The organism is Prauserella cavernicola, assembly GCF_016595675.1.
Classification (GTDB): Bacteria; Actinomycetota; Actinomycetes; order Mycobacteriales; family Pseudonocardiaceae; genus Prauserella_A; species Prauserella_A cavernicola.
On sequence record NZ_JAENJH010000001.1, the window covers coordinates 1,222,795 to 1,237,426 of the forward strand.

At 70.1% G+C, this 14,632-nt stretch carries 13 protein-coding genes; 12 read left to right on the forward strand and 1 reads right to left on the reverse strand.

Features of this window, described 5'->3' with window-relative positions:
* The first annotated feature begins 85 nt into the window (after nucleotides 1–85).
* From JHE00_RS05770 to JHE00_RS05825, 12 genes are all read left to right on the forward strand, one after another.
* Nucleotides 86–937, forward strand: a complete 852-nt coding sequence (locus JHE00_RS05770; RefSeq protein WP_200315430.1) for a fumarylacetoacetate hydrolase family protein — start codon at nucleotides 86–88, stop codon at nucleotides 935–937.
* Nucleotides 938–1,160: 223 nt separating this feature from the next.
* Nucleotides 1,161–2,327 (forward strand): mandelate racemase/muconate lactonizing enzyme family protein, encoded by a 1,167-nt coding sequence (locus JHE00_RS05775; protein ID WP_200315432.1) that lies wholly within the window; start codon nucleotides 1,161–1,163, stop codon nucleotides 2,325–2,327.
* Nucleotides 2,324–3,334, forward strand: a complete 1,011-nt coding sequence (locus JHE00_RS35795; protein ID WP_200315433.1) for a hydroxyacid dehydrogenase — start codon at nucleotides 2,324–2,326, stop codon at nucleotides 3,332–3,334. Before JHE00_RS05775 ends, JHE00_RS35795 begins: the two co-directional genes overlap by 4 nt.
* 5 nt (nucleotides 3,335–3,339) lie before the next feature.
* Nucleotides 3,340–4,335: an aldo/keto reductase gene (locus tag JHE00_RS05785; RefSeq protein ID WP_307831828.1), complete on the forward strand. Its 996-nt coding sequence runs from the start codon at nucleotides 3,340–3,342 to the stop codon at nucleotides 4,333–4,335.
* Complete coding sequence (locus JHE00_RS05790) at nucleotides 4,332–5,216, forward strand: amidohydrolase family protein (protein WP_200315434.1); 885 nt, start codon at nucleotides 4,332–4,334, stop codon at nucleotides 5,214–5,216. The genes JHE00_RS05785 and JHE00_RS05790 overlap by 4 nt, the downstream gene beginning before the upstream one ends.
* Before the next feature lie 20 nt (nucleotides 5,217–5,236).
* On the forward strand, nucleotides 5,237–6,679 hold the full coding sequence (locus tag JHE00_RS05795; RefSeq protein WP_200315435.1) for a hypothetical protein: 1,443 nt from the start codon (nucleotides 5,237–5,239) through the stop codon (nucleotides 6,677–6,679).
* A gap of 66 nt (nucleotides 6,680–6,745) precedes the next feature.
* Nucleotides 6,746–8,014: an ABC transporter substrate-binding protein gene (locus JHE00_RS05800; RefSeq protein WP_200315436.1), complete on the forward strand. Its 1,269-nt coding sequence runs from the start codon at nucleotides 6,746–6,748 to the stop codon at nucleotides 8,012–8,014.
* A 63-nt stretch (nucleotides 8,015–8,077) separates the two neighbouring features.
* Nucleotides 8,078–8,929, forward strand: coding sequence for a carbohydrate ABC transporter permease (locus JHE00_RS05805; protein ID WP_200315437.1), 852 nt, complete (start codon nucleotides 8,078–8,080; stop codon nucleotides 8,927–8,929).
* Nucleotides 8,926–9,768 carry a carbohydrate ABC transporter permease gene (locus JHE00_RS05810; protein WP_200315438.1) on the forward strand — a complete coding sequence of 281 codons (843 nt, stop codon included), beginning with the start codon at nucleotides 8,926–8,928 and terminating at the stop codon, nucleotides 9,766–9,768. Before JHE00_RS05805 ends, JHE00_RS05810 begins: the two co-directional genes overlap by 4 nt.
* 35 nt (nucleotides 9,769–9,803) lie before the next feature.
* Nucleotides 9,804–10,136: an L-rhamnose mutarotase gene (locus JHE00_RS05815; protein WP_200315439.1), complete on the forward strand. Its 333-nt coding sequence runs from the start codon at nucleotides 9,804–9,806 to the stop codon at nucleotides 10,134–10,136.
* A 44-nt stretch (nucleotides 10,137–10,180) separates the two neighbouring features.
* Nucleotides 10,181–10,972 carry an SDR family NAD(P)-dependent oxidoreductase gene (locus tag JHE00_RS05820; protein WP_200315440.1) on the forward strand — a complete coding sequence of 264 codons (792 nt, stop codon included), beginning with the start codon at nucleotides 10,181–10,183 and terminating at the stop codon, nucleotides 10,970–10,972.
* Between the two features lie 165 nt (nucleotides 10,973–11,137).
* Complete coding sequence (locus JHE00_RS05825) at nucleotides 11,138–13,780, forward strand: right-handed parallel beta-helix repeat-containing protein (RefSeq protein WP_200315441.1); 2,643 nt, start codon at nucleotides 11,138–11,140, stop codon at nucleotides 13,778–13,780.
* Between the two features lie 85 nt (nucleotides 13,781–13,865).
* Here the strand turns inward: JHE00_RS05825 and JHE00_RS05830 are convergent, their stop codons facing one another.
* On the reverse strand, nucleotides 13,866–14,615 hold the full coding sequence (locus tag JHE00_RS05830) for a FadR/GntR family transcriptional regulator (protein ID WP_200315442.1): 750 nt from the start codon (nucleotides 14,613–14,615) through the stop codon (nucleotides 13,866–13,868).
* Between the last annotated feature and the right edge of the window lie 17 nt (nucleotides 14,616–14,632).

Here is a 14,632-nt window from a genome sequence, read left to right on the forward strand (position 1 = left end):
ATCGAACACCACGTCCTGCCAGGAGCCGGGCCCGCCCGCCCCAGGACCGACCGCCCATGCCGGCCTTCCCGAAGGAGAACGCAGTATGCGACTGGCACGCCTCGGCGAGCCCGGGCAGGAGCGCCCCGCCGTCATCGACGACCAGGGCCTCACCCGCGACCTCACCTCGCTCACCCACGACATCGACGGCGCGTTCCTGGCCGCGGACGGCATCGCCAGGACCCGCCGGGCGCTCGCGGAGGGCACCCTTCCCGCGCTGGAGAGCGACGAGCTCCGGTTCGGGCCGCCGGTGGCACGCCCCGGCATCGTCCTGTGCATCGGGCAGAACTACGCGGCCCACGCCGCCGAGTCCGGCGCCGAGCCGCCCACGCGCCCGGTGATCTTCTTCAAGCCCCCGAACACGGTGGTCGGCGCCTACGACGAGGTGCGGATTCCCCGCGGCTCAGCCAAAACCGACTGGGAGGTGGAGCTGGCCGTGGTCATCGGGAAGCGAGCGCAGTACCTCGACTCCCCCGAGCAGGCGCTCGAGCACGTGGCCGGCTACACGATCGCGAACGACGTCTCGGAGCGCGACTTCCAGCTCGTCCACTCCGGCGGGCAGTGGTCGAAGGGCAAGTCCTGCGCGACGTTCAACCCGCTGGGTCCCTACCTCGTGCCCGCCGACGAGGTGCCCGACGTGCAGAACCTCCGGCTGCGCTCGTCGGTCAACGGCGAGCCGCGCCAGGACTCCAGCACCGCGGACATGATCTTCTCCGTCGCGCAGATCGTGCACGACCTCAGCCAGTACCTCGTGCTGGATCCGGGCGACGTCATCAGCACCGGCACGCCCGAGGGCGTGGCGCTGTCCGGGCGTTTTCCCTACCTGTCGGCGGGGGACGTCATGGAGATCGAGATCGAGGGCCTCGGCCGTCAGCGCCAGGTGCTGGGCAAGGCATAACAGCACCGAAACGGATGGGTCGCGGCCGACGAGATCCTTGCCTTCACTCGTAACTTGTATGATACGTTACGACTGCCTCGAAGGCGCGGTAGGCGACCCTTCCTGGCAGCCGCAGACGGTTCTGTCGTCTCCAGGCGTGTTCCGGCTCCCCGCCCTGCGTCGTTGCTTCATCGGCGCAGGGCGCACGCGGAGACAGGGAACGAGAACCACGGAAAGGGAGCGGATGAGGATCACCGGCTACCGCACGCTGTCGACGTTGAACCACTGGGGCCGTCCCGTCGGGGACGCCAACGGTTTCATCGCCGACGGCGTCACCGAGGTGCCCGTGGTGCTGCTCGAGACCGACGGCGGCCTGACCGGTGTGGGGCTCGGCGCCCACGGCGACGCCCAGCGGATCTTCCCCGCGCTCGAGGGGCAGGACCCGCGCGCGGTCACCGCGCTCTACGACCGGATGCTGGCGCACACCTTCAAGAGCGGCCACGCCGGCACGACCTTCGGCACCATCGGCGCCTTCGACATGGCCCTGTGGGACCTCAAGGCGAAGCTCGCGGGCGAACCGCTGTGGCGCACACTCGGTGCGGCCGACCGCTTCGTGCCCGGCTACGCGTCGGGCCTCGACATCGCGCTCGACGACCAGGAACTGGCCGAGCACTACACCGCCTGGGCCGAGCGTGGCTTCACGGGCGCCAAGCTCAAGGGAGGGCTCGACACCGAGCGCGACGTCGCCCGGCTGACCGCCGTGGCCGAAGTGCTGCGCGCGAACACCTCCGCCCCCGCACTGATGCTCGACGTCAACGAGGCGTGGGGTCCGCACCAGGCGGTGCGGCTGCTCGCCAGAATCGAGGACAGCATCGAACTCGCCTGGATCGAGGAGCCGGTGCGGCGGTGGGACGTGCCGGGCAACCGTGCGGTGGCGCGCGCCGCGCGCGCCGCGGTCGCCTCCGGCGAGAACCTGACCGGGCTCGAGCAGTTCCGCCCGTTGCTCGCCGCCGACGCCCTGCAGGTGGTGCAGACAGCGGGAGTCTGGGGCATCACGCACTTCCTGCGCGTCGCCACGCTCGCCCACGGCCACGACCTCCCGGTCAGCCCCGTCGGCTACCACGCGAACCCGCTGGCTCACGCCGCCGCGGCCGTGCCCAACCACCTCGTCACCGAGGTGCAGGGCACCGAAACCCCGGTGGGCGTGACGGTGGACCAGGTGATCGCCGACGGCGGCATCGTGCTCGGCGACTCCCCCGGCCTCGGGATCACGATCGACGAAAGCGCCATCGGCGAACTCGACCGCACCGGTGCCTGGTCGCACCCCGACGGCCCGCACGTGCGCCCGGCGACCGCGGGGCTGCGCCTCGTCCCGGCGCAGGGTCCCGTCGGAACGGAGGACGGATCGTGACGCGACCACGTGCGCTCCTCGCGATGGACCCGCGGCTGCCCGGCGCCCTCTTCGACGCCGGGGCGCTGGCCCGGCTGCGCGCCGCCACGGACCTCGACACCGGCCTCGTCGTGACGGAGGCGGACTCGGCGCGCTCGCGGATTGCCCTGGCGGAGACGGAAATCCTCGTCGCCGGCTGGGACGCGCCCGTCGTCGGGTCCGCCCTGCTGCCCCGGCTGCGGGCAGTGATCTACGCGGGCGGCGTGGCCGCGACGTGCCTGGCCGATCCCGAGTCGTTCGCGGCCCGTGGAGTGGTCGCGGCCAACGCCCGCGCCGCGAACTCCGCTCCCGTCGCCGAGTACACGCTGGCGATGATCCTGCTGGCGAACAAGAACGTGCTCGGCGCCGAGCGGGAGTACCGGCGGTCAAGGACCGTCCCCGGCCCGCTCGCCGCCGATCCCCGGAACGGCAACTACCGGCAGACCGTCGGCATCGTGGGCGCCTCCACCGTCGGACGCGCGGTGCTCGCGCTGCTGCGATCCTTCGACCTGGACGTGCTGCTGCACGACCCCACGCTCACGCCGGAGCAGGCGCACGAGCTGGGAGCGCGACTCGTTCCGCTCGACGAGCTCATGGCCGCCAGCGGCGTGGTGTCGCTGCACCAGCCGCTGACGCCCGACACCCGCGGGCAGATCGACGGCGCGGCGCTCGCGCTGCTGCGTGACGGCGCCACGCTGATCAACACCGCGCGCGGCGCCGTCGTCGACCAGAACGCCCTCGTCGCGGAGCTGCGGAGCGGACGCATCACCGCCGTACTGGACGTCACCGACCCCGAACCACCGGCAACCGACAGCGAACTGTGGACTTTGGACAACGTCGTGCTCACTCCCCACCTGGCCGGCTCCCTCGGCGGTGAACTGCGCCGCATCGGCGACGCCGTCACCGACGAGGTGGAGCGCTTCACCTCGGACCGACCGTTCGCCCACCCCGAGGACCTCGTGGCCTCCGCGCACGCGAGGGTGAGGTGAGCCGGGTGCTGACCACCACGCTGACCTCCGGCCTCACCCTCACCGGGCTCGGCCTCGGCGCCGCGCAGCTCGGCAACCTCGGCCGCACCACCAGCGACGAGGACGCCCAGGGCGCCGTCGACGCGGCGTGGGACAGCGGCGTCCGCTATTTCGACACCGCGCCCCACTACGGCCTCGGGCTCTCGGAGAAGCGGCTCGGGGCGGCGCTCGCCGGGCGTCCGCGCTCGTCCTTCACCGTGTCCACCAAGGTGGGCAGGCTGCTGGTGCCCAGCCCTGAGACGGCCGACCAGCAGGATGACGGTGGGTTCGCCGTGCCGGCGGAGTACCGCCGCCGGTGGGACTACAGCAGGGACGGCGTCCTGCGCTCCATCGAGGCGAGCCTGCACCGGCTCGGACTCGACCACGTCGACATCGTCTACCTGCACGACCCCGACGACCACTGGGAGCAGGCCTCCACCTCCGGGGTCGAGGCGCTGGTCGAACTGCGCGAGCAGGGCGTGGTCACGGCCATCGGCGCCGGCATGAACCAGGCCGCGATGCTCGCTGAGTTCGTGCGCCGGTGCGACATCGACATCGTGATGGTGGCAGGGCGGCACACGCTGCTCGACCACTCCGCCCAGGACGAACTGTTGCCGCTGGCCGAGCAACGCGGGGTCGGTGTGGTGGCGGCCGCGGTCTACAACTCCGGGTTGCTCGCGGCGCCGCGTCCTCAGGCGGGCGCCAACTACGACTACCTGCCCGCCTCGCGCGAGCTGACCGAACGCGCCGTGGCGATCGCGGAGGTGTGTGAGCGCCACGGCGTGTCGCTGCCGGAAGCCGCGATCGCCCACCCGCTGCGCCACCCGGCTGTGGTCTCGGTGGTGCTCGGCGCCCGCGACGCGAAGCAGTCCCGCACCAACGCGGAACGGCTCGCGGCGTCCGTGGCCGCACAACTGTGGGACGAGCTGTCCCGGCTCGGCCTGGTCCCCGGCCCGGCTGCGCGCGAGGGGAGAGCGTCGTGATCGTCATCGACGCGCACCAGCACGTCTGGGACCCGGCGCGCGCGACGTACGGGTGGCTGGGCCCCGCACTCGCTCCCATCAACGGTGCCATGCGGTTCGCCGACGTCCGGCCCGCGCTGAGCGCCGCGGGTGTCACCGCGACGGTGCTCGTGCAGGCCGCCGACAACTACGCCGACACCGACCACATGCTCGCCACCGCGGCCGCGCATCCGGAGGTCGCCGCCGTGGTCGCGTGGCTCCCGCTGGACGATCCCGCGCGCGCCCGCGCCCGGCTCGCGGCGCTGCGGAACGACCCGCACGTGGTGGGCACGCGCAGCCTCATCCACGAACGGTCCGATTCGAACTGGATCCTGCGACCCGAGGTCGGCGCCGGACTCGCGCTGCTGGCTGAGGAGGGGCTCACCTTCGACTACGTCACCGCCTCCCCCGAGGCTCTGGTGCACGTGCCCGAGCTGGCCGCGCGCCATCCGCGGCTGCGGCTGGTCATCGACCACCTCGGCAAGCCGCCGATCGGCTCGGGCCGCGAGGAGCGGCTGCGCTGGCGCGAGCTCATCGCGGCGGCGGCCGGGCACCCGCAGGTGTACGCCAAGGTCTCCGGCCTGTACTCGGCGCGCGGTGCGCTCGACTCGTGGACCACCGAGCAGGTGCGCCCGTTCGTCGAGGACGCGCTGGAGCTGTTCGGGCCGGACCGCCTGATGTACGGAGGCGACTGGCCGATCTCGCTGCTGGCCGGAGGCTACGCGCGCACCTGGGAGGCGTGCCTGGAACTGCTCGCCCCGCTGGGTCCCGACGACCGGGCCGCCGTGCTCGGCGGCACGGCCACCGACTTCTACCGCATCGACGCCACCCTGCTCGACGCCGCGCACGCCGCGGCAGCGTGACCGCCTCCGGAGGCAACGCCATGGAACACACGACGACACCGGACACCGCCGCACTCGCCGGCTGGCTGCACAGCTGGGTGACCGACGAGGGCGCGATCAACGGCTTCCACAACCACAGCGTGTGGGGCACCAACCCGTTCTCCTTCCTCGACTTCACCAGCGGCCACACGACGTTTGCGGGACCCGCCGTGGGAGCGCTGGCGCAGGCGCTGGCCCAGCGGCCCGACGAGCGCGGCGTCGCCCTGCTGCGCAGGCTGCTGCGCTACCAGTCAAGCGAGGTCCAGCCCGACGGGCAGTACCAGCACATCGGCTTCCAGGTCGGCGAGTCGGCCACCAGCGGGCTCATCCACAACGCCGTCGGCAGTCTCGGCATGCTCCTGGCGCTCCGGCACGCGGGTCACCTGCTGCCCGACGACGACATCGCCGCCGTGCTCAAGGCCGTGCGGGCCAACCTCGACGCCTGCGAGGTCTACGGCGGTGGACGTCCCGGCGAGGACGGCACCTGCAACCAGGAGTACGCCCGCGTCTGGGTCAAGCAGCTCTACACCGAGCTCAGCGACGACAAGTCCTATGTGGACCAGATTCCGGTGGACCTCGCCGAACTGGTCCGGCTCTTCCACCACCGGGGCGTGCCCGACGCCGACAGCGCGGGCACGTTCCGCACCGTGCGCGACCGCGCCGAGGGCGGCATCCTCGAGCCCGCCGAGTACTACGGCCTCATGATCGTGCCGCTGGTACTGGGCTACCGGGCGCAGGGCGATCCGGAACTGCTCGCCGAGGCGCGCAGGCTGTGCAGGCACGTGGCGCGCGCGGCGTGGACCGACGACGCCGGAGCCACCCGCTACCACCGCTACTTCTACGTCCAGGGCGAGCGGGTGCTCAAGACCGACACCCCGATGCTCATCGCGGGCATGGGCCTGACGCTGTACGGCATCCACGAGGTCCTGGCCGAGGGACCGGACGCCGAGCTGGAAGCGTTCACCGAGGCCTGCCTCGCGACCTACGCGCGCTACCAGACGCCCGCGGGCTACTTCGCCTCGGCGAGCGGGTGGCACAACGAGGCCGACATCGCACCCAGCACCGCCTGGCACGCCCACGACCTGATGTTCCTGATGGCCAGGTTCGGCGCGGACGAGGACTTCTGGGACCGGGTGCTCGCGCCGAGGCCCCGGCAGTCGGTGCTCGTCAGCGACCGCGCCTTCTGGGCCGAGTCCGGCGTCCACTGGTGCGTACGCAGCCCACTGACCGCGGGCGATCTGCACCTCTACGGCCGCAAGGACAGCGCGCACTTCACGCGCGAGTTCTTCGCCTGGACCGACCGCGCGCCGCTGCCCGACGAGCTCCGCTACCCGGGGCCGCCCGAGTTCTTCGTCGCCAACGACGGCATCTACCGCGTCGACCGCGGCGAGACCACCACCGACATCACGGCCGTGGGCCCGTTGCCCTACCGGGGCCTGCTGTGACAGCCGGAACCACCGAGGCCGCACCGGCCGACGGTTGTTGACCCACCGAGGAAGAAGGAACCGACAATGATGTCTACCCACAGAGGGCGCACGGTGCGCGGTGGTGCCGCGGTGGCCGCTGCCCTGTCGCTGGTGCTCCTCCCCGCGTGTGCGGCGGGCGGCTCGTCCGAGTCCTCCGACGGCGAGATCCGGATGATGGTCAACCTGACCGACAACCTGGACCAGGCCTACTGGGAAAAGCTCGTCAAGCCGTTCGAGGACGAGAGCGGCCTGAAGGTCAAGATCGAGGGCCCCACCGGCAAGTCCGTCGCCGAGTCGTTCCCCCAGCAGCTGGCCGCGGGCACCGCGCCCGAGGTGATCCAGTCGATCTTCCCCGACGACGACACGGCACCCGAGCTCGTCGACCTCAGCGACGAGGCGTGGGCCAAGGACACCCCGATGTTCGACGACTACGCGATGGAGGGCGCGCACTACGCCGTCGGCGTCGGCACCCAGACCCAGTCGCTGATCTACTACAACAAGACCGCGTTCACCGAAGCGGGCATCGCCGAGCCGCCCAAGACCTGGGCCGAGCTCGACGACGCGCTGGGCAAGCTCAAGCAGGCCGGGTTCACCCCCATGCAGACCGCGGGCGACTTCCAGACCGGCCTGCAGCTGCAGCAGATCTATCACCCCACGCTCAACCAGGAGCACCCGAAGTGGCAGGCCAAGGTCGCCGAGGGTGAGCTCAACGTCGGCGACATCTACGAGCCCGCGTTCCAGCTCTACGCCGACTGGATCAGCGAGGGCCACATCGCCAAGAGCGACGTCGGACTGAGCCCCTCGCAGGCCGACGGCAACTTCATCGCGGGCAAGGTCGGCCTCTACACCAACGGAAGCTGGTTCGCCGCCACCCTCGCCCAGGCCGAGGACCTGCCCTTCGAGGTCGGCGTGTTCTCCCCGCCGACCGAGGACGGCAGCGCCTACCCCGGCCCGCAGGGCGCCACCATGGCCAACCCGTACATGATCCGCCAGGGCGGCGGCGACGAGGACGGCGCCAAGCAGCTCGTCGAGTTCCTGGTCACCGACCCGGCGGCCATCGAGGCGCAGCTCGGCTCCGACGGCGTGTTCCGCCAGGGCGCCGACGTCGAGCAGAGCGACGTCGAGGCCCAGATCCAGACCATCCTCGACGACGCGCCCGAGCTGGTCGCCGTCGGCGAGGGCCAGGGCGACGTCCGCCTGCCCGTCACGGGCTTCAACCCGAAGCTCACCGAGATCGCCCAGAGCCTCTACACCGGTGCGAGCCCCGCCGACGCCGCCAGGGCCATCGACCAGTGGATCGGCAGCAGCAGCTGAGCCATGGAACCAAGAACTTCTCTGAGACTGCGGGGATGGCGCAACGCGGGCGTCTCCGTCGGGATGGTCGTCCCCGCAGTGCTCGTCTACGTCGCGTTGCTGGTCGTGCCCGTGGGCTATGCGTTCTACTACAGCTTCACCGAGTACAACGGGTTTCCCACGCGTGTGCCCGAGTTCATCGGGCTGGAGAACTACCAGACCGTCTTCAGCTCCGACGACATGACGGGCACGATGGTGACCACCGGCGTGATCGCCGTGATCGGCGCGCTCGTCGTGAACCTCGCCGCGCTGGGGCTGGCGTTGCTGTTGCAGAAGCCCAACCGGTTCAACACCTTCGGCCGGGTCGTCATGTTCTACCCGCACGTGCTGAGCGCGCTGGTGGTCGGCTTCCTGTGGCAGGCGATTCTCGGTCCGCAGGGTGTGGTGAACACGATGCTGGAGAAGGTGGGCTCCGACAGCCTGCCCTTCCTCAGCGACCCGAACTGGGCGCTGTGGTCGATGATCTTCGTCATCGCGTGGGCGTTGTTCGGCGTCCAGCTGATCCTCTACCTCGCCGGTCTCCAGGCGGTGTCGACGGATCTGCTGGAGGCGGCCAGGATCGACGGCGCCAGCCGGTGGCAGACGTTTCGGTCCGTCACGTGGCCGTCGCTGGCGCCGACGGTCACCGCGGCCATCATCACGTCGGGGATCTCGCTGCTGAAGACCTATGACGTGGTCGTGTCGCTGACCGGCGGCGGTCCGGCCGGGTCCACCAAGACGCTCGCCTACCAGATCCTCGCGGTCTCCTTCCCGGAGCGCGACATCGGCGTGGCCTCGGCGCAGGCGGTGCTGCTGATCCTCGCCGCCGCGGTACTGGCCATCACCGTTCTCGTGATTCGCAGGCGCGCAGAAAACGACGCGGAGTCCATCGGATGAAGACAACAGCCAACTCGCCCGCCGTCGCCAGGGTGACGTTCCTCAGTGTCGTGTGCGTCGGCATGCTCCTGCCGATGTACCTGCTGGTGGTCAACACGTTCAAGAGCCAGCAGGAGATCCTCGCCAATCCGTTCACGATCAACTTCGACACGGCGACGTTCGAGCATCTCGCGAACGCCTGGACCAACCCCGACTTCAACATCCTGAAGGGGTACGCGATCACCCTGGCGCTGGTGGCCGGTGTGAACGCGCTGTCGATCGGCGTGTGCGCGCCGGCGGCGTACGTACTGGCGCGCACGCCGAAGGCGCTGTCGCGGGTGATCCTGTTCTTCTTCATCGCGGGCATGTTCATCCCGACGCAGGTGATCCTGGTCCCCGTCATCTTCGTGCTGCGCTCACTCGGGCTGATGGGCACGCTGCCGGGGCTGATCCTGTTCATGACGGCCACCACCGTGCCGTTCACGTTGTTCGTGTTCTACGGCTACATCCGGATGCTGCCAAGGGCGCTGGACGAGGCGGCCGCGATCGACGGAGCGGGCAAGCTGTACACGCTGTGGCGGATCATCCTGCCGCTGATGCGGCCGATCATCGCGACGGTGTTCATCCTCAACTCGCTCAGCGTGTGGAACGACTTCGCCAGCCCGCAGATGATCCTCGGTCCGGGCAGCGGCATCTACACCGTCACCACCGGTGTGTACGCGGCCGTCGGCCAGTACTCCACCGACTACACCAAGGTGTTCCCGACCCTGCTGCTCGCGGTGATCCCGATCCTGGCGATCTTCATCGTGATGCAGCGCCACGTGATGAGCGGACTCGCGGCGGGTGCCGTCAAGGGCTGACCGCCGCCAGCCGTCCCCGAAGGAGTGGATAGCCCATGCCCGCACCCCGCCGCGTCGCGTCCGTGATCCGGCTGCGCCCGGAACACGAGCAGGAGTACCGGGAACTGCACCGCGACGTTCCGCGGGCGGTGCTGGACACGCTCTCGCGCGCCCACATCACCAACTACTCCATTTTCCTGCGCGAGCACACGTTGTTCGCCTACTACGAGTACACCGGCGAGGACTACGAGGCCGACCTGGCCGTCATCGCCGCCGACCCCGACACCCAGCGCTGGTGGACCCTCACCGACCCCTGTCAGCAGCCGCTCGACTCGGCGGAGCCGGGGCAGCGCTGGGTGGAGGGCGAGGAGCTGTTCCACCTGGACTGACCGGACTGACGGACTGATCACCTACCCGCGAAGGAACACCCGACATGTCGCACTCCCCTGCCGTCCCATCGCCCGAGTTCGCAGGCCTGCGTGCCGCGGTGACCGGAGGGGCGTCGGGCATCGGGCTCGCCACCGCCCGGTACCTGGCACACCGCGGCGCCAGGGTCGCCGTGCTCGACCGCGCGCCGGAAGCCCTGCCCGACGCCGACGCGGAGCTGCTGCTCGCCGTGCGCTGCGACGTCGGTGACGACGACTCGGTCCGCGCCGCCGTCGCCACGGTCGTGGATCGCTTCGGTGGCCTCGACATTCTCGTCAACAACGCGGGCATCGGTGCACAGGGGACGGTCGAGGACAACGACGACGCCGAGTGGAGCCGGGTGCTCGACGTCAACGTCCTCGGCATGGTGCGCACGACGCGCGCCGCTCTGCCGCACCTGCGCGCGTCGGAGCACGCGGCGGTGGTCAACACCTGTTCCATCGCCGCGACCGCGGGGCTGCCGCGCAGGGCGCTCTACGCCACGAGCAAGGGCGCGGTGCTGTCGCTGACGCTCGCCATGGCGGCCGATCACGTCCGCGAGGGCGTGCGCGTGAACTGCGTCAGCCCCGGCACGGCCGACACGCCCTGGATCGACCGGCTGCTCTCCAGCGCCGACGACCCGGCGGCCGAGCGCGCGGCGCTCAACGCCAGGCAGCCGACGGGCAGGCTCGTGTCCGCCGACGAGGTGGCGGCGGCCATCGCCTATCTCGCCTCACCCGCCGCGGCGTCGGTCACCGGCACCGCGCTGGCCGTCGACGGCGGCATGCAGGGGCTGCGATTGCGCCCCGTGGCGGACTGAACCGCCGGTTTTCTCCCCCTTTTCACCGCTTGTGCCGATCAACGCGCCCCTTTACTGTGCACATGTCATACATGTTCACAGTAAGCCGATCTCATTTCCCGGATGGCTCGGTGGGTTCGTCATCGCGGCCGTACCAGGACACGACATCCGACGAAAGGCTTCTCCATGGTGAGAACTGGGCGACGACCAGCCTGGCTCGTCACGCTCTGCGCCGCGCTGGCGCTGACCACCGCCGCCACGACGGCGACGGCGGCCTCGGCTCAGCCCTCGACCGGCAAACTGACGGTCTACGTCGCGACCGACGGCGACGACGCGGGCAGTGGCAAGAAGAACGACCCCTTCCAGACCATCGCCGCCGCCAGGGACGCGCTGGCGGGCAAGACCTCGGAACAGACCCGTGGCACGGTCCTCATTCGCGGCGGCACCTACGTCCTCGACGACACGATCGAGCTCACCGGGCCGGAGCACTCGTGGGTCACCTACGCGCCCTACCAGAACGAGCCGGTGACCATCACCGGCTCCCACGACCTGCCCGCCGAGGGCTGGCAGCAGCTCTCCGAACTCTCGGACGACCAGCTCGCCCAGCCGCGGTTCTCCTCCCACTCCCGGCTCGACACCCCCGAACTGAGGGAGGGCGTCTGGGTCTACGACCTCGGTGAGGCGGGCATCGACCCGGGCACGCTCTACAAGAACGGCTTCAACTGGGTACAGGACCCGTTCGCGCCCGAACTCGCCGTCAGCGGTGAGACCCAGCAGCTGGCCGAGTACCCCAACGGCGACGACTGCTCCACCACCGAGACCGGGTGTCACCTGTGGGGCTCCGGCGACAAGTGGGGCGCCGACACCCCGCGCGACCTGATGAGCGTGGACCTCGACGAGCGGTTCGGCCTCCAGGACCACTGGAACTTCTCCGGCACGACGCCGCGAGCCCAGTTCGAGGACAAGAAGCAGGAACGCGACCCCGAGTTCCAGGACACGTGGACGCCCGAGGAGATGCGGCGCATGACGCCGTCGATCTTCACCGTCGGCGGCCGCGCGCTCGAGGGCGAGCGCTACCAGGGCTGGGGCCCCGAGGCCGAGCCGGTGGTGGACGACCTGGGCACCCGTGGTTTCGACGACTACTCCGACGTCCCGGTGCAGCTCGACCCGCGCTGGATCGAGGACATCGACAACACGACGACGGAGACCGAGGGCTGGCTGTCGGGCTACTTCGGCAACAACTACGCCAACGACATGGTGCGCATCCTGTCGTGGGACGGCGACCGGCTCTTCACGAAGTACCCCTCGATGTACATCCCGCAGGACGCCTGGACCAAGGTCAAGGTGCTCAACGTCCTGTCCGAAATGGACGCCGAGGGTGAGTACTACATCGACCGGCACGACGACAACGACGTCCTGTACTACAAGCCCGAGGGCGGGACGATGGAGGGCAGCACCGCCGCCCTCCAGACTTTCGACAAGAACTTCTTCCTGATCGAGGGCACCGAGGGCGTGACCCTGCGGGGCCTGACGATGAGCGGCTCGCTCATCAGCGGCGTGCAGCTGCTCGACGCCGTGGGCACGATGATCGACGACGTCGACATCTCCAACGTGAGCATGGACGCGATCCGCATCGGCCGCACGACAGACACGATCACGGCGATGCCCGACTACGAGACCGTGCAGGGCGGGCGGGACAACGTCGTGCAGAACTCCTACCTGCACGACCTCGGCGGAGGCGGGGTGCTACTCGGGGGCGGTGACCGCGCCACACTCGAGCGAGGCAACAACGTCGCGCGGCACAACGAGATCACCCGCTTCTCCAAGCTCGCGACCTACACCCCGGCCGGCTACCTGTACGGCGTCGGCAACACCTTCGAGTACAACTACGTCCACGACGCCCCGCACATGTCGGTCCAGATCATGGGCAACGACATGAAGGTCAACCACAACCACTTCTACGACACCGTGAAGAACGCCGGCGACCAGGGCGTGGTCTACGCGGGCCGGGACTTCACCTACCTCGGCAACGAGGTGGCCTACAACCACTTCGAGCTGGTGGGCGGCAGCAACGACGCGCTGTATCTCGACGACGGCGCCTCGGGCGTGCGGTTCCACCACAACGTCGTCAACGGCTCGCACTCCGGCGTGCACCTCAACTCCGGGCACAGCAACACCGCCAACGACAACGTCTTCATCGGCGGCGAGCGCGCGGGCCACGGCGGCATCTACCACCGCAAGGGCGAGACGTCCCTGCCGATCGACAACAGCTGGGTCCTGCAGAGCCGCTTCAACACCTTCCTCGACGTCCGCGAGGGCGAGAAGTACAGCGCGACGCCGGAGACCGTGGCGGCCTGGCACGAGCACTACACCAACGGCGAGCGGACGTACTCCGACGGCACGCCGATCGTGTTCCCGGAGATCACCGAGTGGTACGTGCCGCGGGTGACGGCGACGGGCGAGGACTGCACGGCCGCCGACTACTCGACCAACGGCACGAACGGCTGCAGCAGGGCGACGGTGTGGGACGACCCGAACTCGGTCTGGGTGCCCTCGCGGGTCGAGGTCGACCACGCGGTCGTCGTCGGCGACACCGCTTACATCGAGAGCACGGCGACCTTCTCCGAGCCGGAGTCGGTCTACAACCTCTCGCGCTGGAGCGACAAGGTGAACACCAACACCGTCATGGCCTCGTCGGTCGAGGAGACCGGCCTCGACCTCGACACGCTCTCGTTCTCGGACTCCGGCTCGGTGGCCGAGGCCTTCGGAGCGGAGTGGATCGAGGAGTGGAACCGGCTCGTCTCCACGGACGGGATCGGCAGGCCCTGATCGACGCGGGCGCGTGAACTCGCACTCCCAGGACCGGGGGCATCCGTCTCAGGACGGGTGCCCCCGGTCGTGCCGGGCGACCCGGTTACGCGTCGGAGGGATCGGCGGGGCGGCGGCGCGCCCACGACGACGTGATGTGCTCGCGCATCTCGTGGGCGGCGGCGTCGGAGTCCCCCGCCAGCACGGCGGCGGCGATGCGGGCGTGCGCCTGGTGGGTGAGCTCGAGGTCCTTGCGGCTCGGGCTCCCGCTGTACTGGGGCGAGCGCACGGCCTTGCCCTGGATGCTCGAGACGATGGCGCGGCCGAAGGCATCCTGCGACGCGCGGTGGATGATCTCGTGGAACTGGATGTCGGCACGCGAGTACGCCACCACGTCGCCGCGCAGCGAGGCGAGCTCGTCGAGCTTCGCGGACAGCGCCGCCGCCTGCGCCTCGTCGATGTGCTGGGCCGCGCGGGCGGCCATGGTGCACTCCAGCGTCGTGCGGATCTCGATGAGGTTGTCGAGGAAGACCAGCCGGTCCTTGCGCTGGAACAGGGCGTCGAGGATCAGCGGGTCGAGCAGGCTCCACTGGTCCTGGTCGAGCACCACGGTGCCCCAGCCCTGGCGGGTGGCGACGAGCCCTTTCTCGGCCAGCGTCGTGGTGGCCTCGCGGATGACGGTCCGGCTCACCTCGTACTGCTCGCACAGCTCCCCCGCCGACGGCAGCGCCGTTCCGGGCGGGTACTTGCCGAGCACGATGGCCGTCGCGAGACTCTGGACGACGGCTTCGGCCAGCGGCGGCCTGCGCCGGTGCGGCCGGGACACCGGTGTGGTGTCCGCGAATGGCTTACTCATCTGGTCGGAGACTCCCG

Bases quoted from the DNA above. Each gene is read 5' to 3' on its own strand.
- JHE00_RS05800 (WP_200315436.1), top strand. From the start codon at position 6,746: ATGATGTCTACCCACAGAGGGCGCACGGTGCGCGGTGGTGCCGCGGTG.
- JHE00_RS05830 (WP_200315442.1), bottom strand. From the start codon at position 14,615: ATGAGTAAGCCATTCGCGGACACCACACCGGTGTCCCGGCCGCACCGG.
- JHE00_RS05820 (WP_200315440.1), top strand. From the start codon at position 10,181: ATGTCGCACTCCCCTGCCGTCCCATCGCCCGAGTTCGCAGGCCTGCGT.
- JHE00_RS05810 (WP_200315438.1), top strand. From the start codon at position 8,926: ATGAAGACAACAGCCAACTCGCCCGCCGTCGCCAGGGTGACGTTCCTC.
- JHE00_RS05815 (WP_200315439.1), top strand. From the start codon at position 9,804: ATGCCCGCACCCCGCCGCGTCGCGTCCGTGATCCGGCTGCGCCCGGAA.
- JHE00_RS05805 (WP_200315437.1), top strand. From the start codon at position 8,078: ATGGTCGTCCCCGCAGTGCTCGTCTACGTCGCGTTGCTGGTCGTGCCC.
- JHE00_RS05795 (WP_200315435.1), top strand. From the start codon at position 5,237: ATGGAACACACGACGACACCGGACACCGCCGCACTCGCCGGCTGGCTG.
- JHE00_RS05775 (WP_200315432.1), top strand. From the start codon at position 1,161: ATGAGGATCACCGGCTACCGCACGCTGTCGACGTTGAACCACTGGGGC.
- JHE00_RS05825 (WP_200315441.1), top strand. From the start codon at position 11,138: ATGGTGAGAACTGGGCGACGACCAGCCTGGCTCGTCACGCTCTGCGCC.
- JHE00_RS05770 (WP_200315430.1), top strand. From the start codon at position 86: ATGCGACTGGCACGCCTCGGCGAGCCCGGGCAGGAGCGCCCCGCCGTC.